This is a genomic window from Cryptosporangium arvum DSM 44712 (assembly GCF_000585375.1).
Classification (GTDB): Bacteria; Actinomycetota; Actinomycetes; order Mycobacteriales; family Cryptosporangiaceae; genus Cryptosporangium; species Cryptosporangium arvum.
This window is the reverse complement of the sequence record NZ_KK073874.1, coordinates 2261473-2280112: the sequence shown is the minus strand read 5'-3', so window position 1 is coordinate 2280112 and position 18640 is coordinate 2261473. Positions and strand designations below refer to the sequence as shown.

Annotated in this window: 17 protein-coding genes; 14 read left to right on the top strand and 3 right to left on the bottom strand. The window is 71.7% G+C overall.

The window, feature by feature from the left end:
* Positions 1-8: 8 nt before the first annotated feature.
* Complete coding sequence (gene hutH, locus CRYAR_RS10580; RefSeq protein ID WP_035861714.1) at positions 9-1568, bottom strand: histidine ammonia-lyase; 1560 nt, start codon at positions 1566-1568, stop codon at positions 9-11.
* Positions 1569-1643: 75 nt separating this feature from the next.
* Between hutH and CRYAR_RS10575 the strand changes: the two genes are divergently transcribed.
* Positions 1644-2402 (top strand): IclR family transcriptional regulator, encoded by a 759-nt coding sequence (locus tag CRYAR_RS10575; protein ID WP_035850216.1) that lies wholly within the window; start codon positions 1644-1646, stop codon positions 2400-2402.
* An 11-nt stretch (positions 2403-2413) separates the two neighbouring features.
* Here CRYAR_RS10575 and CRYAR_RS10570 read toward each other — a convergent pair whose 3' ends face one another.
* Positions 2414-3613 (bottom strand): cytochrome P450 family protein, encoded by a 1200-nt coding sequence (locus CRYAR_RS10570; protein ID WP_035850214.1) that lies wholly within the window; start codon positions 3611-3613, stop codon positions 2414-2416.
* A gap of 55 nt (positions 3614-3668) precedes the next feature.
* Between CRYAR_RS10570 and CRYAR_RS10565 the strand changes: the two genes are divergently transcribed.
* The 13 genes from CRYAR_RS10565 (at position 3669) to CRYAR_RS10505 (ending at position 16993) form a co-directional block, all read left to right on the top strand.
* Positions 3669-4439, top strand: coding sequence for an META domain-containing protein (locus CRYAR_RS10565; RefSeq protein ID WP_035850212.1), 771 nt, complete (start codon positions 3669-3671; stop codon positions 4437-4439).
* A gap of 84 nt (positions 4440-4523) precedes the next feature.
* The gene (locus CRYAR_RS10560; protein WP_035850210.1) at positions 4524-4976 is read left to right on the top strand and encodes a tetratricopeptide repeat protein; all 453 of its coding nucleotides are present in this window, start codon (positions 4524-4526) and stop codon (positions 4974-4976) included.
* A 70-nt stretch (positions 4977-5046) separates the two neighbouring features.
* A complete protein-coding gene (locus CRYAR_RS10555) occupies positions 5047-6726 on the top strand; it encodes a GspE/PulE family protein (RefSeq protein ID WP_035850208.1) in 1680 nt (559 codons plus the stop codon).
* A 145-nt stretch (positions 6727-6871) separates the two neighbouring features.
* Positions 6872-7918 (top strand): PilT/PilU family type 4a pilus ATPase, encoded by a 1047-nt coding sequence (locus tag CRYAR_RS10550; protein ID WP_084701826.1) that lies wholly within the window; start codon positions 6872-6874, stop codon positions 7916-7918.
* Positions 7915-9180: a type II secretion system F family protein gene (locus CRYAR_RS10545; RefSeq protein WP_051570010.1), complete on the top strand. Its 1266-nt coding sequence runs from the start codon at positions 7915-7917 to the stop codon at positions 9178-9180. The genes CRYAR_RS10550 and CRYAR_RS10545 overlap by 4 nt, the downstream gene beginning before the upstream one ends.
* Positions 9181-9202: 22 nt before the next feature.
* A complete protein-coding gene (locus tag CRYAR_RS42950) occupies positions 9203-9721 on the top strand; it encodes a type IV pilin protein (protein ID WP_051570009.1) in 519 nt (172 codons plus the stop codon).
* A gap of 84 nt (positions 9722-9805) precedes the next feature.
* Positions 9806-10600, top strand: coding sequence for a prepilin peptidase (locus tag CRYAR_RS10535; RefSeq protein ID WP_051571993.1), 795 nt, complete (start codon positions 9806-9808; stop codon positions 10598-10600).
* A 42-nt stretch (positions 10601-10642) separates the two neighbouring features.
* Positions 10643-11662, top strand: coding sequence for a type IV pilus assembly protein PilM (pilM, locus tag CRYAR_RS10530; protein ID WP_035850206.1), 1020 nt, complete (start codon positions 10643-10645; stop codon positions 11660-11662).
* Entirely contained in the window at positions 11659-12351 is a 693-nt protein-coding gene (locus CRYAR_RS10525) for a hypothetical protein (protein ID WP_035850204.1), read from the top strand. The genes pilM and CRYAR_RS10525 overlap by 4 nt, the downstream gene beginning before the upstream one ends.
* A 10-nt stretch (positions 12352-12361) precedes the next feature.
* Positions 12362-13006 (top strand): type 4a pilus biogenesis protein PilO, encoded by a 645-nt coding sequence (gene pilO / locus CRYAR_RS10520; RefSeq protein ID WP_084700332.1) that lies wholly within the window; start codon positions 12362-12364, stop codon positions 13004-13006.
* The gene (locus CRYAR_RS10515; RefSeq protein ID WP_035850200.1) at positions 13006-14916 is read left to right on the top strand and encodes a putative Ig domain-containing protein; all 1911 of its coding nucleotides are present in this window, start codon (positions 13006-13008) and stop codon (positions 14914-14916) included. Before pilO ends, CRYAR_RS10515 begins: the two co-directional genes overlap by 1 nt.
* The gene (locus CRYAR_RS10510; RefSeq protein ID WP_035850197.1) at positions 14913-15497 is read left to right on the top strand and encodes a PulJ/GspJ family protein; all 585 of its coding nucleotides are present in this window, start codon (positions 14913-14915) and stop codon (positions 15495-15497) included. Before CRYAR_RS10515 ends, CRYAR_RS10510 begins: the two co-directional genes overlap by 4 nt.
* Positions 15494-16993, top strand: a complete 1500-nt coding sequence (locus tag CRYAR_RS10505) for an RICIN domain-containing protein (protein ID WP_157017572.1) — start codon at positions 15494-15496, stop codon at positions 16991-16993. The genes CRYAR_RS10510 and CRYAR_RS10505 overlap by 4 nt, the downstream gene beginning before the upstream one ends.
* On the opposite strand, the gene CRYAR_RS10500 is transcribed toward CRYAR_RS10505, so the two are convergent.
* On the bottom strand, positions 16990-18627 hold the full coding sequence (locus CRYAR_RS10500; RefSeq protein WP_035850193.1) for an ABC-F family ATP-binding cassette domain-containing protein: 1638 nt from the start codon (positions 18625-18627) through the stop codon (positions 16990-16992). The genes CRYAR_RS10505 and CRYAR_RS10500 overlap by 4 nt on opposite strands.
* Positions 18628-18640 lie beyond the last annotated feature (13 nt).

The following is an 18640-nucleotide window of genomic DNA, read 5'->3' as shown; positions in this document are numbered from 1 at the left end:
GCAGGTGGTCAGGCCAGTGGGCCGGTGGTCGTCTCGGCCGCGGCGATCGCGGCGCCGCTCGTCACCAGCGCGACGGCGGACTCGATCTCCGGGGCCAGGTAGCGGTCGGGGCCGGGGCCCGGCGCGGACTCGCGCAGGCGGGCGACGACCGCCGCGGTGGCCGGGGCGGGGGTGAGCGGGGCGCGCAGGTCGAGGGCGCGCGCGGCGGTGAGCAGCTCGATCGCGAGCACGCGGGTCAGGCCGTCGATCGCGCGCCGGAGCTTCCGCGCGGCCGACCAGCCCATCGAGACGTGGTCCTCCTGCATCGCCGACGACGGGATCGAGTCCACCGACGCCGGCGCGGCCAGCCGCTTGAGCTCCGACACCACCGCGGCCTGCGTGTACTGCGCGATCATGTAGCCGCTGTCGACCCCGGCGTCGTGCGAGAGGAACGGCGGCAGACCGTGGCTGCGGGCGACGTCGAGCATCCGGTCGGTGCGCCGCTCGGACATCGACGCGACGTCCGCGACCGCGATCGCGAGGAAGTCGAGCACGTACCCGACCGGCGCGCCGTGGAAGTTGCCGTTGCTCTCGACCCGGCCGTCGACGGTCACGACCGGGTTGTCGACCGCGCTGGCCAGCTCCCGCGAGGCCACCGCCGAGGCGTGCGCGAGCGTGTCCCGCGCCGCGCCGTGCACCTGCGGCGCGCACCGCAGCGAGTAGGCGTCCTGCACCCGCGTGCAGGCGTGCGGGTCGCGGTGGCTGGCCATGATGCCCGAGGACGCCAGCACCGACCGCAGGTTCGACGCGCTCGCGGCCTGCCCCGGGTGCGGGCGCAGCGCCTGCAGGTCGGCGGCGAACACCGCGTCGGTACCGAGCAGCGCCTCGACGCTCATCGCCGCGGTGAGGTCGGCGGTGCGCAGGAGCCGGCGCAGGTCCGCGGCGGCCAGGAGCAGCTGGCCGAGCATCCCGTCGGTGCCGTTGATCAGCGCCAGCCCCTCCTTCTCGCGGAGCGCGACCGGGGTGAGCCCGGCCTCGGCGAGCGCGTCGGAGGCGTCCCCGACGTTCCCGAGCGCGTCGGTCACCCGCCCCTCGCCGGTCAGCGCGAGCGCGCAGTGCGCGAGCGGCGCGAGGTCGCCCGAGCAGCCCAGCGAGCCGTACTCGTGCACCACCGGGGTGATGCCCGCGTTGAGCATCCCGGCGTAGGCCCGCGCGGTGGAGAGCCGGACGCCGGTGCGGCCGGTGGCGAGCGTGGCCAGGCGCAGCAGCATCAGCGCGCGGACGACCTCGCGCTCCACCTCGGGGCCGGAACCGGCCGCGTGCGAGCGGATCAGGCCGTGCTGGAGCGCGACCCGGCGGTCGGGCGGGATGTGCCTGGTGGCCAGCGCGCCGAAGCCGGTGGAGACGCCGTAGTGCGGGGTGTCGTCGCCGGCGAGCGCCTCGATCACCCGGGCGCTCGCCTCGATCGCCTGCTCCGCCGACGGCGCCAGCGCCACCGGGGCGTCGTTCCTGGCCACCGCCACCACGTCGTCCGGTTCGAGAGGCCGTGCCCCCACCAGAACCGCTCCCACCAGTACCGCGTCACCCATGCCGTCCATGGGACACCACCGCAGTTGCGGTGCGACAGCGCCACGCGAGCGGTGTCGTCTGGTATCCCAGACGTTATGGCCGAGGTCCCCGCTGCCGCCAACGTGCTGGCGATCCTGCGTTACTTCGCCCGGCAGGCCGGGCCGGTCGGTGCGGCCGCGATCGCCCGCGACCTGCGACTACCCCGGTCGACGACCTACCACCTGCTCGCGACGCTGGCCGACGCCGGGTTCGTGGTGCACCTGCCGGAGGAGCGGCGCTACGCGCTCGGGGTCAGCGCCTACGAGCTCGGTACCGGGTACACCCGCCAGGCACCGCTGCAGCGGCTCGCCCGGGTGCCGCTCGCGACCCTCGTCGACCGGCTCGGGCAGAGCGCGCACCTGGCCGTGCTGCACGGCCGGGAGGTGATCTACGTGATCGAGGAACGCGCCCCCGGCCGCCCGCCCCTGGTCACCGACGTGGGCGTCCGGCTACCCGCGCAGCTGACCGCGAGCGGCCGGGCGATGCTCGCGGTGCTGCCGAAGCCCGCGGTGCGTGCCCTCTTCCCGGACGCCGGCGCGTTCGTCCGGCGGCACGAGCTCGGCCCGACGAACTACGCCGAGTTGCGCCGGCTGCTCACCGCGGTGACCAAGGCCGGGTACGCCACCGAGGACGGTGAGGTCACGCCGGGCTTCGCGTCGGTGGCGGCCCCGGTGACCGACCACTCCGGCCACCCGGTCGCCGCGGTCGCGGTCACGTTCCCGGTCGCCGAGGGTGATCCCGACGCCCTGGCCGACGCCGTGCGCCGCACCGCCGCCGAGATCGCCCGCCGGGTGGGTGGCACCCCACCCGGCTGAGGTGAGCCGGTTCAGCGCAGGCGGACGGGAAGCCGGTCGAGCCCTCGGATCAGGGTGGAAGGGCGCCAGGTCAGCGTGGACGGGTCCGCGTCCAGCGCGAGCGCGGGGAAACGCGAGAGCAGAGCCGTGAACGCCACCTCGCCCTCCAGCCGGGCCAGCGGCGCGCCGAGGCAGTGGTGGATGCCGTGGCCGAACGCCAGGTGGCTGGTGGCCGGGCGCCGCACGTCGAGCGTCTCGGCGTCCGGCCAGCGCTCCGGGTCCCGGTTGGCCGACGTCAGCGAGACGAGCACGACCTCACCGGCCGGGATCCTCACCCCGCCGATGACCGTGGGCGACGCGGTGAACCGCAGGGTGGCCAGGTGCACGGGCCCGTCCCAGCGCAGGAACTCCTCGATCGCGTTCGGCACCAGCGCGGGGTCCGACCGCAGGGCCGCGAACTGCGCCGGGTCGCGCAGCAGCGCGTAGGTCCCGGTGCCGATCAGGTTGACGGTGGTCTCGTGCCCGGCGATCAGCAGCAGGAACGCCATCGAGATCGCCTCGTTGCGCGAGAGCCGGTCACTCTCGGCCGAGGCGGCCACGATCGCGCCGAGCATGTCGTCGGTCGGGTGGGCCCGGCGTTCGTCGACGAGCGCCGTCAGGTACGCGGCGATGGAGCTCGCGGCCGCGGTGTGGGCCTCCCGGTCCGCCGACTGCAGCAGCGTGTTCGACCACGCCCGGAAGTCGTCGCGGTCGCCCATCGAGACGCCGAGCAGTTCGCAGATCACGGTGATCGGCAGCGGGAACGCGTACGCGTCCAGCAGGTCGACGCGGTCGGGGCCGGCCTCCATCTCGTCCAGCAGCGACGCCGCGATCTCCTCGATCCGCGGCCGCAGCGCGGCGATCGCCCGGGCGGTGAACGCCTTGCCGACCAGCTTGCGCAGCCTGGTGTGGTCCGGCGGGTCGGCGGCGAGCATGTGCGAGTTGATCTCGTTCTTGATCTCGTGCCGCGGGATCGGCCCGTATCTGGCCTCGGCCAGCGCGTGGAACTCGGCGTTGTCCTTGTGCAGCGCCGGATCGGCGAGGGCGGCTCTGGCGTCGGCGTAGCGGGTGACCAGCCACACCTCGTTGCCCTGTGGAGTGATCACTCTGGACGTCGGGCGCTGTTCGCGGATCCAGGAGTAGTCGGCGTGCGGATCAGTGAAGAATTCGGGGCCGAGCCGGAGGCACTCCATGAATCCACCGTACCGACCGGGGGATCCCTCGCGGCTCGGGAAACGTCCAAGGAGCATGATCAAGTTCGCGCTGGTAATCGTCGCCGTCTCGTTGCTCGCCGCCTGCGCCGCGGAGGACCGCGGTGTCGTCCGGGCGGGCCCGGCCGACCCGTTCTCCGGCCGGACGTTCGTCTCCACCGGGGTCACCGAGGGCGGCACCGATCGGCCGCTCGTCGACGGCACCCGGATCGAGCTGCGGTTCGCCGGCGACCGCACGCTCGGCGTCCGGGCGGGGTGCAACCAGATGAGCGGCCCGGTCACGATCGAGGGCGACACCCTGCGCGTCGGCGATCTGACGACCACCGACATGGGCTGCGACCAGCCCCGGATGGACCAGGACTCCTGGTTCGCCGGGGTGCTGAAAGCCGCCCCGGCCTGGCGCCTCGACGGCGACACGCTCACGCTCACCACCGAACGCACGGAGATCCGGTTCACGATGAAGACCTCACCGCCGCTGGTCGGCACCCGCTGGAACGTCACCGGCCTCGTCGACGGCGACACCGTCGCGAGCCTGCCGCCGGACGTCGAGGCGTATCTCGAATTCGACGGCACGAGGGTGACCGGCAACGCCGGCTGCAACCGGATCAGCGGCCCGGCGACGCCCGGCCCCGACGCGATCGAGTTCGGGCCGATCGTCGCCACCAAGATGGCCTGCGGCGGCGGCCGCGACACCACCGAGCGGGCCGTGCTCCGGGTGCTCGGCGCCGGCACCGTGCGGATGGTCCTCGACGACACGCTCCGCCTTACCGGCGCCGACGGAACCGGAATCACGCTACGAAGCGCCTGAGTGTGCATTTCTACGTGGAGCGCAGGCCCCGCCGGGCGCAACCTACTACTGGCGGGGCACGCCGACACGACTGAGAGCACCACGATGTTCGGACACCGCAAGCACACCATCGCCTGGGCCGACCGGGAGCGCGGCGCCGCCGTCCTGGCCTGGACCGACGGACACCTCGACGAGGCCGAGCGCGCCGCGCGCACCGCGCTCAAACTGCGCGAACGCGTCAGCAAGGAGGACACGCCCGCGCTCGCGGCGGACGCGAAGACCCTTGCCGACGTCCTGGCCGCCCGCGACGCCCGCGCCGAGGCCAACGCCCTCTACCAGCGGGCGCTGGCCGTCTACCGCCGGTACGGGCTGCAGTACGACGCCGCGCTCTGCCTGCAGGGGCTGGGGCGCCTGCACGCCGACACCGAGCCCACGGTGAGCCGGCAACGGCTGCTTCAGGCGCTGTGGATCAAGCGGGCGCTGCTCGGCGGGATCCACCCCGAGGTCGCCGAGCTGCTGGAGGACCTCGCCGCGGTCTCCGCCGCGGCCGCGTCGTGAGCGCGCCGTCGCGCTAAGAACCCGACACCTGTCGCCGATGAGGGAAAAGAACTCTTACGCGAAGGATGTCATGAATTCTACGTTTCGCCCGCTGATAGCCGCACTCAAGAAGCGCGGTGCCGACCCCGTGGCCCTGGCCAAGGCAGCGGCGGAGGCGGAACGGACCGGACGCTCGATCCGCGGCATCCTGATCAACAACAACGTCGTCACCGAGGCCGAGCTGACCGCGGCCGCCGCCGACGTCTACGGCATGAACAGCGTCGACCTGGTCGGGTACCCGATCGACCCGGTCGCGATGGCCAAGATCCCGATCGCGCTCGTCGTCCGGCACCGGGTTCTCGGGCTCGCGCTCGACGGCAACGAGATCACGGTCGCGATCACCGACCCGAGCGACATCGTCGCCCTGGACGACGTCCGCGCGGCGACGGGCATGGTCGTGCGGCCGGTCATGGTCGCCCGCAGCGAACTGCGCAAGCTCATCGCCAAGCTGCAGCGCGAGGAGAACGACCTCGCCGACCTGGCCGAGAACCTGCGGCCGGAGGCTCCGACGGCGGCCAGCGTCTCCAGCCTGACCAGCAGCGACCAGGACGCGCCGATCGTGCGGTACGTCAACTCGATGATCGGCCAGGCGATCCAGAACCGGGCCTCCGACCTGCACCTGGAGCCCGGCGAGAACGAGATGCGGATCCGCTTCCGCATCGACGGCGTCCTGCACGAGATCGACACCGTGCCGCACAACGTCCAGGCCGCGCTGGTGTCGCGCCTGAAGATCATGTCCGGCGTCGACATCACCGAGAAGCGGGTGCCGCAGAACGGCCGCATCACGGTCGAGATCAACGACCGCGCCGTCGACCTCCGTACCGCGACCCTCCCGACCGTCTGGGGCGAGAAGGTCGTGCTGCGGGTGCTCGACACCGGCAGCGGCATGCAGATCGACCTGAGCTCGGTGGGCTTCACCGACAGCAACCTGAAGCGCTACTCCACCGCGTTCACCAAGCCGCACGGGATGGTGCTGGTCACCGGCCCCACCGGCTCCGGCAAGTCGACGACGCTCTACGGCACGCTCGCGGAGATCAGCAAGCCGACCGTCAACATCATCACGGTCGAGGACCCGGTCGAGTACCGGCTGCCCGGCGTCAACCAGGTCCAGGTCAACCTCAAGGCCGGTCTCACGTTCGCCGCCGTGCTCCCGGCCATCCTGCGCTCCGACCCCGATGTCGTCCTGATCGGTGAGATCCGGGACCGGGTCACCGCGCAGCTCGCGGTCGAGGCCGCGCTGACCGGTCACCTCGTGCTCTCGACCCTGCACACCAACGACGCGCCCAGCGCGGTGACCCGGCTGATCGAGATGGGCATCGAACCCTTCCTGGTCGGATCGTCGGTCGACTGCGTCGTCGCCCAGCGGCTGGCCCGCCGGCTCTGCGACTGGTGCAAAGAGGAGTACGAGCCGACCGAGACCGAGCTGAAGGGCACCGACTGGCCGGTCGAGGACCTGGGCCAGCCGAAGTCGCTCTGGAAGCCGGTGGGGTGCCGCAACTGCAGCGGCACCGGGTTCCGCAGCCGCGTCGCCATCCACGAGGTGCTGCCGATCTCCGACGAGATCGAACGGATGGCCGTGAACCGGGCGTCCGCGCGCGAGATCCGGGAGGTCGCCTGGGCCGAGGGCATGCGTGACCTGCGCATCGACGGCCTGCGCAAGGCGGCGACCGGGCAGACCTCGGTCAAAGAGGTGCTCCGGGTCGCGATCTGAAGTCCTCAGCTCGGTCCGGGGACCGCCGATCAGGGACGGGGGATCCACGCGATCGAGGGGGCACCTGGTGTCGGAACCAGGCGGGAATCTGTGGCAGAGCTGGGCGCTGGACGGCACCGGAGCGGCCCGCAAAACTCTCGACGCGATGCTGCGATCGCTCGTCGAGCACCGCGGCTCCGATCTCCACCTGACCGCGGGCGCACCGCCGACCGGACGGATCAACGGCTCGCTCCGGCCGCTGCCGGACTACGAACCGCTGTCGCCGGTCGAGACCACCGGGCTGGCCCGGGCCGCCACCGACGAGTCCCAGTGGGCCCGGTTCGAGCGGGAGCACGAACTCGACCTCGCCTACAGCGTCGAGGGGTCCTCGCGGTTCCGGGTCAACCTCTACCTCCAGCGCGGATCCTGCGCGGCGGCGTTCCGGGCGATCCCGCACGAGATCAAGCCGCTGGAGGAACTCGGCGTGCCCGACTCGGTCGCGCGGTTCGCCCAGCTCCCGCGGGGGCTGGTGCTGGTGACCGGCCCCACCGGCTCGGGCAAGACCACCACGCTCGCGGCCCTGGTGGACCTCGCGAACCGGACCCGGTCCTCGCACATCGTCACGATCGAGGACCCGATCGAGTTCCTGCACATGCACCGGCGAAGCCTGGTCAATCAGCGTGAGGTGGGCGGGGACACCAACTCGTTCTCGATCGCGCTGAAACACGCGCTGCGGCAGGACCCGGACATCATCCTGGTCGGCGAGCTCCGTGACCTGGAGACCGCGTCCACCGCGCTCACCGCGGCCGAGACCGGTCACCTGGTACTGGCGACGCTGCACACGCAGAGCGCGATCCAGACCGTCGACCGGCTGATCGACATCTTCCCGCCCCACCAGCAGCCGCAGATCCGCACCCAGCTCTCGTCCGCGCTCCAGGGAGTGATCAGCCAGGCGCTGGCCCCGCGCGCGGACGGCCAGGGCCGCACGATCATCACCGAGATCATGACGCTCACCCCGGCGATCCGGAACCTGATCCGCGAGGGCAAGAACCATCAGATCGCGACGTTCCTGCAGGCCGGGTCGGCCGACGGGATGCTGTCGTTCGACCAGCACCTGGCCGAGCGGACCCGGCACCAGGTGATCACGTTCGAACAAGGGCTCAACCTCTGCCACTCGGCCGAGGAGTACAGCCGGTTGGCCGGCCGACGATGACCGCGACGCTCAGCGATCCCAGCCGGGGCAGCGCGAACAAGATCTTCGAGTACCAGAGCGTCGACACCAGCGGGAAGCGCACCCGCGGGAAGGTCAACGCGCCGAACACCGGGGCCGCGATCCAGATCCTGCGCCAGCAGGGCGTGGTCCCGCTCTCGGTGACGCCGGCCGGGACCGGGCTCAAGACCGAGATCAGCCTGCCCGGGCTCGGCAGCCGGACCACGCTGCGCGACCTGTCGGTCTTCTCCCGCCAGTTCGCGACGATGACCTCGTCGGGCATGTCGCTGCTGCGCTGTCTCTCGGTGCTGGAGGAGCAGACCTCGCGGGCGTCGCTGCGCAAGGCGCTGACCGAGGCCCGGGTCGACGTGGAGGGCGGCACGCCGCTCTCGGACGCGCTCGGGCGGCACCCGAAGGTGTTCCCGACGCTGATGGTGGCGCTGGTGCGGGCCGGCGAGGCCGGCGGTTTCCTCGACGACGCGCTCGAGCGCGTCGCGATCAACTTCGAGAAGGACGACGCCCTGCGCGGCAAGATCAAGGGCGCGCTCACCTACCCGGTGATCGTGCTGGCCTTCGCGCTGCTGATGGTGGCCGGTGTGCTGATCTTCATCGTGCCGGTGTTCGAGAACATGTTCCGCCAGCTCGGTGGCACGCTCCCGGCACCGACCCAGGTCATCGTGACCGCGAGCCACTCGCTGATCTGGTCCGGGCCGCTGAGCGTCGGCGTGATCGTCGTCGGCACGGTCGTGGTCAAACGGCTGCTCGCCACCCGGCCCGGGTTCCGGTTGGCGTTCGACCGGCTCAAGCTCCGGATGCCGGTCGTCGGCAAGCTCGTGAGCAAGATCGCGATCAGCCGGTTCACGCGCAACCTGGGCACGTTGCTCGGCGCGGGCGTGCCGGTGCTGCAGGCGCTGTCCGTGGTCGGCGCGACCACCGGCAGCGCGGTCGTCACCACGGCCCTGCTCGACGTGGAGCGGGGCGTCCGCGACGGCGCCCCGATGTCGAGCCGGATCAGCCAGCACCCGGTGTTTCCGCAGATGGTCGCCCAGATGATCGAGGTCGGCGAAGAAAGCGGACAAATTAGTCAGATGCTGGATAAGATCGCCGATTTTTACGATCGCGAGGTCGATACGGCCGCGGAAGCGCTCACGGCCTCCATCGAACCGATCATGGTGCTCCTGATGGGGGTCATCGTCGGCGCGATGGTCATCTGCCTCTACCTACCGATGTTCACGATTTACCAGAACATCCAAGGCGCTCAGTAACCCTTGTCCACAGGAGATCTGAATGACCGCTCTGCTCCGCTGGCACCGTGCGCGGCGCCGCACCGGCGACGAGGGCTTCACGCTCATCGAGCTGCTCGTGGTCGTCGTCATCATCGGCGTCCTGATCGCGATCGCCGTGCCGCTCTACAACAACTACAAAAAGGGCGCGCAGAACACGGCGGCACAGTCCGACGTGCGTAACGGCGTAACGGCGGTCGAGGCGTTCTACACGGCGAACGGCAACCAGTACCCGCAGAGCGTCAACGGCACCCTGGGCAACCCCCTGAAGCTCACGCTGGCGGGTGGCACCCCCAGCACCAAGTCCGATGCCGATCAGATCGCGGTGTCCGCCGGCAACCAGCTCATTCTGAAGACGACGAACACCGCGAGCGGCACCACCCAGCCCGGCTACGCGATCTGCGGGTGGAGCTCGACCGGCAAGAACGTCTACGTCTACAAGAGCGTGACCGGCAAGACGATCAAGTACGGGCCGGATAAGACCACTCCCAACATCCCGGAGTGCAAGATCGTCGACCCGTGATCGCCCGTCCTGCTCCCGGCCACCGCGGCCGGGAGCAGGACTTCTTTCTTTCTCCTCCGAGCCACTGGAGTGCCACCCGTGTTCGTGCCCGACGACACCGTGATCGCCGCCGTCGCCGGTGTGCTCGGTCTGGTCGTCGGCTCGTTCCTCAACGTGGTGGTGTACCGCGTTCCCCGGGCCCAGTCGCTGGTGCGCCCGGCCTCGCACTGCCCGGCCTGTACGGCGCCGATCCGGCCATGGCACAACGTCCCGGTGCTCGGCTGGCTCGTGCTGCGCGGGCGCTGCGCCGACTGCCGGGAGCCGATCAGCGTCCGGTACCCGCTGGTGGAGCTGGGCACCGGCGTGCTGTTCGCCGCCGTGACCGCCCGGTTCGGGCTCTCCCCCGAGCTGCCGGCCTACCTGTACCTGGCCGCGATCGCGGTCGCGCTCGCGCTGATCGACCTGGACGTCATGCGGCTGCCCGACCGGATCGTCCTCCCCTCCTACCTGGTGACCGCGATCCTGTTGCTCGTCGCCGCGGTCGCCGCGGGCTCCTGGCAGGACGCCGGGCGCGCCCTGCTGGCGATGGCCGCGCTCTACGCCGGGTACTGGCTGCTGGCGTTCGTCTACCCCGACGGGATGGGCTTCGGTGACGTCAAGCTGGCCGGCCTGCTGGGGCTCTACCTCGGCTGGCTGGGCTGGAACTCGGTCTGGGTCGGTACGTTCGCCGGGTTCCTGGTCGGTGGGGTCGTCGGCATGGTCCTGCTGGCCACCCGGCGGGCCACCGGACGCACCGCGATCCCGTTCGGCCCGGCCATGCTCGTCGGCGGCTTCCTGGCCGTGTTCGCGGCCACGCCGATCACCGTCTGGTACAGCTCGCTGCTCCTCCCGAGCGGCTGAGCCGCTGTTCGCTCGAGCCGGACGTCGCGATTGGGGGCATCGATGGGAAAGACGAGCGTGATCGGCCTGGACATCGGCTCGACGTCCGTACGGGCGGTCGAGACCGATCAGGAGCGTGGGGGCGCGGTGGTCACCGCCGTCGGCGAGGTGCCGCTGGCCCCGGGCGCGGTGCAGGCCGGCGTGATCCAGGACGAGGGGGCCGTGACCGACGCGGTCCGCCGGCTGCGTGCCTCGGCGCCGCTCCGGGCGAAGAACACGGTGCTCGGCCTGACCAGCGCGCAGACCGTCGTCCGCGAGATGACGGTGGCCAACCTGCCCCGCAAGGAGATGCGTACCTCGCTCCCGTTCCAGGTCGGCGACATGCTCCCGCTGCCGGTCGACCGGGCGGTGCTGGACTTCCTCCCGCTCGAGACGTCCGACCGCGACACCGTGCGCGGGCTGCTGGTGGCCGCGCCGAAAGCGTCGACGCTGAGCGCGGTCACCGCGGTGGAGGCGGCGGGGCTGACTGTCACCCGGGTCGATTTGGCCTCGCTGGCGCTGATCCGCGCGCTCGCGCAGGTCGACGGCGAGGCCGAGGCGATCGTCGACATCGGAGCCCAGCTGACCCAGGTCATCGTGCAGATCGACGGGCAGCCGCTGATCGTCCGGACGATCCCGCGGGGCGGGGCCGAGGTCACCACCGCCGTCGCCAACCGGCTGCGGGTGGAGACCGAGGAGGCCGAGCAGCTCAAGCGCCAGATCGGCCTCAACCGGGAGCAGAACGCCGAGGTCGCCGACGCGGTGAACGAGGCGATCCGGCCGCTGATGAACGAGATCCGCGGATCGTTCGCGTATCTCACCGCGGGCGGCAGCGCGGCCGAGGTGGCCCGTCTGGTGCTCTCCGGCGGCGCCAGCCTGCTGCAGGGGCTCCGCTGGGCCCTGGCCGACCAGCTCGACATCCCGGTGCACGCGGCCGACCTGTTCCGGCGCCTGCGCGGCTACCGCGGGGAGAACGTCGGCGACACCGCGCCGTCCCCGTCCTGCGCGATCGCCGTGGGCCTGACGCTGGGAGGCGCCCGGTGAGCGCACCCGCACCCGCCCCCGCGCCGGCGCCCGTCACCACGGCCGCGGAAGACCAGCTGCTCTTGCTCGGCGCGAACCTGCTGCCTCCCGAGATCGTGGCGCGCCGGCAGGTCGGGAAGATCCGGCTGGTCGCGGTCGCGATCCTCGTCGTGACGCTGCTGTTGGTGCTGGCCGTGTACGCCGTGGCCTGGACCCAGAAGGTCCGGAGCAGGGGTGACTTCGACGAGGTCACCGCCTCGTCCAACGTGCTGCGGGCCCAGCAGGGCAAGTACCGCGAGCTGATCGTCGCGCAGACGGCGGCGGACCAGATCAAGGGGCAGCTGGCGACCCTGATGGCCGACGACGTCACTTGGACGCCGGTGCTGCGCTCGATCCGGGCCGCCGCGCCGTCCGGCGTGGGACTGACCGGCCTGATCCTCACCGTCACCGACCCGACGCAACGCTCGTCCGAGGGAGTGATGACCTCCTCCGGGCTGCCGAGCACGACCGGGAGTCCGATCGGCGCGCTGACGATCACCGGAACGGGGTCGAGCAACGCGGCGATCGCGACCTTCGTGGACTCCCTGGCGAAAGTCTCCGGCATCAGCGGTGCCCTGCTCACCAACGCGACCGAGCAGGACGACGGGATCGTGTTCGGCGTCAGAGCCGACCTCTCCCCCACCCTGCTGAGCAAGCTGTACGCCGAGTAGAGGAGCCGTCATGGTCGTTCCCGCAGTGGGATTGCGCGGCGAGGGCTCGCTCTTCGACCCGGCCGCGTTGCGGATCAGCGCGTACCGCTCGTGGTTGATCGGCGGCGTGGCCGGGGCCGTGGCGCTGATCCTACTCGGCTGGTTCCTGCTGATCCGCCCGCAGTTGAACGAGGCCGCGGACTTCCGGGAACGCACCGCGTCGGCCGAGGACGGGATCGCCGGGCTGCGGCGGCGGCTGGCCGAGGTCCGCGCCGAGAACGCCAACCTGGACAGCTACCGCACGGCCTACACCAGCGCCCGGAAAGCCCTTCCGACCAGCGGCAACGTGACCACGTTCCTGCGCGACACCCAGTCGGCGGCGACCCTGGCCGGCACCACGATGAAGAGCATCACGGTCGGAACCCCGTCCGCGCTCGCCGACGGGGCGGTCTACGGGCTACCGATCACCGTGTCGACCGAGGGGCCCGCGAGCGCGCTCGACACCTTCGTGCACCGGCTGCAGCGGGTCCAGCCGCGGACCGTGCTGGTCAAGACGCTGAGCCTGACCTCCGCCGAAGAAACACCGGTCATGAGCGGGAGGATCGCGCTCACGATCGAGCTGCAGGCGTTCGTCGCGCCGGGCGCCGCTACGGCCTCGGAATCCACTGCGAACTGATGCGTCCCGACCACCGACGCGACCGGCCGGGCGGAGCCGACGACGGCTTCACGCTGGCCGAGCTGCTGGTGGCGATGAGCGTCGTCACGATCGTGATGACCTCGCTCGGTACGTTCTTCACCGCCACCGTCACCCGCACCGCGGCGCAGGGCAACGTCTCGACCGCGGTCCAGCTGGTCAGCGACGGGCTGGAACGGGCCCGGGCGATCCGCGGCGCGAGCCTGGTCACCGGACGGGACCGGACCGCCACGTTGCAGCAGTGGTCGGCCGCCGACTCGGTCGTCTCCCCGCTGCTGGCGACGATGCAACAGGCCTACGACCCGAACCCCGACGGCCGGGCCGCACTCCTGCCGGCCACGCCGGTGCCGGTCACGATCGACGGGCTGGGCTACACCCAGTCCTGGTACATCGGCAGTTGCTGGCAGCTGCGCTCCGGCGGGGACTGCACCGCGGTCTCGTCCCTCGGCGCGGCCGAGTTCTACCGCGTCGTCGTCGAGGTCACCTGGCCGCACCGGAACTGCGCGGGCAACCTCTGCACCCGGGTCGGCACGACGCTGGTGAGCAGCACCGCCGCCGACCCGCTGTTCGTCAGCGGGCAGAGCGCCCGGCCGCCGACGGTCGTCAGCCCGGGTGCGCAGGTCGGTGAGATCACCGTGCCGGTGACGCTGACCGTGACCGCGACCGGCGGCGCGACCCCGCTGAGCTGGACCGCCCAGGGCCTGCCGCCGGGGGTGACGATCAGCTCGGCCGGCCTGATCAGCGGAACACCGACCGCGGTGGGCAGCTACTCCGCCACGATCACCGCCACCGACGCGTTCGACCTGGTGGGCATCGCGACGTTCAGCTGGACGGTCAACGCGCTGCCGACCCTCGCCGCGATCGCGACGCAGTCCAGCCAGGGCGGCCGGCCGATCACGCCGCTGCAGCCGGCGCTGACCGGCGGCACCGCCCCGTTCACCTGGAAAGCCACGAACCTGCCGCCGGGCCTGACGATCGATCCGGTGACCGGGGTCGTCAGCGGCACGCCGACGACCGTGAACGCGACCGGCAGCGCCGTCTCGATCACGGTCACCGATTCGTACAAGAAGACCGCGTCGGTGGGGTTCACCTGGAAGGTCCCGGTGCTCGTCCTCACCGCGATCCCGGCCCAGACCGACTCGGTCGGTTACGCGATCCCGGCCCTGACCCCCGACGCGACCTGGGGCGTCAAGCCGTACACCTGGAAGGCCACGAGCCTGCCGGCCGGTCTCTCGATCACCACGTCGACCGGCGAGATCACCGGGACGCCGACGACGGTGGGCACCGCGTCGGTGACGGTCACCGCGACCGACGCGGTCAACACCGTCAAGTCGACGACGTTCAGCTGGGCGATCGGGCCGGCCGTGACCGCGCCCGGCGCGGCACTCGCCGGCACCGTCGGCAGCGCGTTCTCATACACGTCCACGGCGGCCACCGGCGGGACGAAGCCGTACGTGTGGTCGGCGGCCGGCCTGCCCGACGGGGTGACGATCGACAGCGCCACCGGGGCGATCACCGGCACCCCGACCGTGTCGGGCCGGTTCATCTTCACGGTCACCGCGACCGCCGCCGCGCCGAGGCCGGCGACCGGCTCGTCGATCCGGCTGGCGTTCACGGTGTCCGCGGTCGGCAGCGGGCTGAAGTTCGCCACCGCGCCGACCAGCCCGCTGAACACGGCGTCGGGCGCCACCGTCTCGCAGCAGGTCACCGGTACCGGCGGCAAGGCGCCCTACACGTGGGGCGTCACCGGCCTGCCGCCGGGGCTGAGCATGTCGGCGACCGGGCTGGTCACCGGCAAACCGACGACGGTGGGGACCTACACCACCCAGTTCACGCTCACCGACAGCCTCGGCGCACGCGCCCGCTGGACGATCACCTGGAACATCACGTGACCCGCCGGCCCGGCGACACGGGGATCACGCTCATCGAGATGGCGATCTCGATGTTCGTCATGGCCCTGTTCATGACCGGGGCCATGACCGGGATCCTCGCGCTCTACCGGACGACGAACCTGACCCAGTCCGGTAGCGAGGCCCAGCAGGACCTGACCGTCGCGTTCGGGCGGCTCGACCGCGAGGTGCGGTACGCCTCGGCCATCAGCGCGCCCGGCCTGGTCGGTGCGGATTCCTACGTCGAGTTCCTCACCACCTGGAGCGGAACGCCGACCTGCACCCAGCTGCGCCTGAACCGGGCGACCGGCGAGCTCCAGCAGCGGACCTGGGACCAGGGCGGGGCGCTCCCGACGCCGACCGGCTGGGCCCGGCTCGCGAGCGGCGTCACCGCGGACACGCCGTTCACCGTCGACGACGTGGGCAGCCCGAAGGTCTATCAGCAGCTCGCACTGGACATGACGATCGGCGCCGGCGGCGCGGCGAACCGGGCGACGCGGGGCTACCGGGTGGCGTTCACGGCGCAGAACTCCTCCTCGGTCGACACCAGGACCACCTGCGCGGAAGGCCGGGCACTGCCGTGAGACGACGCGACGACGGATCGCTCCCGATCGCCATGCTGCTGACGCTCGTGGCGCTGTCGCTGAGCACGCTGGTGCTGGACTCGGTGGTGCGCCAGACCGTCCTGGCCCGGACGGAGATCGCGCGGGCCGAAGCCCTCAACGCCGCCCAGAGCGGGCTCGACGTCGGCATGGCGCACATCCGCTCGGCCAACGACGGCACGGTCGCCGGCGTGCTCTCGAAACTGCCCTGCGCGTCGCTGGCCGGGACGGTGACCTCGGTCCTGCGGGGGTCGTACTCGGTGAGCGTGCGCTACTACGCCCAGGACCCGCAGGGCCAACCCGCCAGCTGGCTCAGCGGCGCCAGCCGGATCACCTGCGCGCCGTCCCAAGGCGTCGCACGCACGCCGGCCTACGCGCTGCTGAGCTCGGTCGGGAGCTACTCGGCGGGGCTCGGGGCCACGGTCAGCCGGACCCTGACCGCCGTCTACACGTTCCGGACGACCAACCAGAGCATTCCCGGCGGGATGATCCACGTCTACCGGGCCAACACCAGCGAGACCGACCTGTGCCTGGACGCCGGGTCGGCCACCCCGGCGTCGGGGACCGCGGTCACGCTCCAGACCTGCAGCCCCGGCCTCGCGGCCCAGAACTTCGCCTACGACAACAAGCTGCGGATCCTGCTGCTGTCCTCGCGGACGACCGCGCTCCCGGTCGGCGTGTGCCTGGACTCGGCCACGCCGCACGCCGTCGGAAACCCGGTCGTGGTCGCGAACTGCACGACGCCGACCGTCCAGGCGCGTCAGCAGTGGAGCATCAACGACTCGGCGAACTTCGAGGGGACCACGAACGGTTCCTCGCTCGACGGCTTCTGCTTCAACGCGAAGTTCCCCGGCGTCGAGGGCAGCCCGGTGGTGCTGGGCTCCGGCAGCAACTGCCGGCGCAGCTACAACAGCACGCAGAGCTTCTTCCCGGACGCCACCGTGGGTCCCGGTGCGGCCGGCCCGACGAACAGCCAGCTGGTGAACCTCGAACAGTTCGGCCGCTGCCTCGACGTGACCGACCAGAACGTCAACCAGTCCTTTCTGATCGCCTGGCCGTGCAAGCAGGCGCCGGACCCGACCTACGTGGCGTGGAACCAGAAGTGGACGATGCCGGCCAACGGGGTCAGCGGCCAGGTCGTCACCAAGCCCGGCGCCCAGTACTGCCTGCGCAGCCCGCTGCTCGTCGGGGTGGGCCAGTACGTCCGGGTCGTGTCGTGCGGCACCGGCGGCGCGGCGCTGCAGTGGACCCGCCGGGAGGCCGACGACAGCTACCCGCTGAGCTACACGCTCGTCGACAGCGCCGGGCACTGCCTGAGCACGACCGATCCGGACGCCAACCCGCCCGACCTGTTCAACACCGGGCAACGCGTCACCAAGATCGTGGTGGCCGCGTGCGACGGTTCGGCCCGGCAGAAGTGGAACGCCCCGGTGACCGAGCTCCAGGCGAGCCCACTGAAGGGCGTCCACGAGGACTAGATCTCCGACACCTGCCCGTCCACCGCGTGGAAGCGGCGGTTCGTGCTCACCGCGTCGAGCATCCGGCGGTCGTGCGTGACGAGCAGCAGCGTGCCCGGGTAGTTCTCCAGCGCCGATTCGAGCTGCTCGATCGCCGGCAGGTCGAGGTGGTTCGTCGGCTCGTCGAGCACGAGCAGGTTGACGCCCCGGGCCTGCAGCAGCGCCAGCCCGGCCCGGGTGCGCTCCCCCGGCGAGAGGCTCCCGGCCGGACGGCGGACGTGGTCGGCCTTGAGGCCGAACTTCGCCAGCAGCGTGCGGATCTCCCCCGGCACCTGATCCGGCAGCACCCGGGCGAACACGTCGAGGATCGTGTCGTCGCCGGCGAACAGGCCCCGGGCCTGGTCGACCTCGCCCACGACCACACCCGGCCCGAGCGCGGCCGTGCCCTCGTCGGGCTCGATCCTTCCCAGCAGGACGCCGAGCAGCGTGCTCTTCCCCGACCCGTTGGCCCCGGTGAGCACCGCCCGGTCGGCCCAGTCGAGCTGCAGGTTCACCGGGCCGAGCGTGAAGTCGCCGCGGCGCACGACGACGCCGCGCAGCGTCGCGACCACCGCACCGGAGCGCGGCGCCGCGGCGATCGTCATCCGCAGCTCCCACTCCTTGCGGGGCTCCTCGACGACCTCGAGCCGCTCGATCAGCCGCTCGGTCTGCCGGGCCTTCGCGGCCTGTTTCTCGGTGGCCTCGGTGCGGAACTTGCGGCCGATCTTGTCGTTGTCGGGCGCCTTGCGGCGGGCGTTCTTGACGCCCTTCTCCATCCACGAGCGCTGGGTGCGGGCCCGGTCCACCAGCCCGGCGCGGGTGCCGGCGTACTCGTCGTAGGCCTCGCGGGCGTGCCGCCTGGCGGTCTCGCGCTCCTCCAGGTAGGCGGCGTACCCACCGCCGAACGTGTTGATCTGCTGCTGCGCGAGGTCGAGCTCGACGACCGACGTCACCGTGCGGGCCAGGAACTCGCGGTCGTGGCTGACGAGCACGGTGCCGGTACGCAGCTCGGCGACGAACCGTTCGAGCCGCTCCAGCCCGTCCAGGTCCAGGTCGTTCGTCGGCTCGTCGAGCAGCACGACGTCGTACCGGCTGAGCAGCAACGACGCCAGCGACGCCCGGGCGGCCTGGCCGCCGGAGAGGCCGGCCATCCGGGCGTCCAGGTCGATCGAGAGCCCGAGGTCGTCGGCGACGGTGTCGGCCCGCTCGGCGAGGTCGGCGCCGCCGAGGGCGAGCCAGCGGTCGAACGCGTCGGAGTACGCGTCGTCGGCGCCGGGTTTGCCTTCGCTGAGCGCCTCGGTGGCCTCGTCCAGGTCCTGCTGGGCCCGCGTGACGCCGGTGCGGCGGCCGAGGAAGTCCCGGACGCTCTCGCCCGGGCGCCGCTCGGACTCCTGCGGCAGGTACCCGACGGTCGCGGTGGCCGGGGTGCGGCGGACCGTGCCCTGCTGGGGTGTGTCCAGACCGGCCAGCAGACGCAACAGCGTGGATTTGCCCGCGCCGTTGGCCCCGACGACGCCGATCACGTCGCCGGGAGCGACGACGAGGTCGAGACCGGAGAAGAGGGTGCGGTCGCCGTGCCCGGCGGACAGGCCTTTGACGACCAGAGTGGCGCTCACCGGGCCACGATAG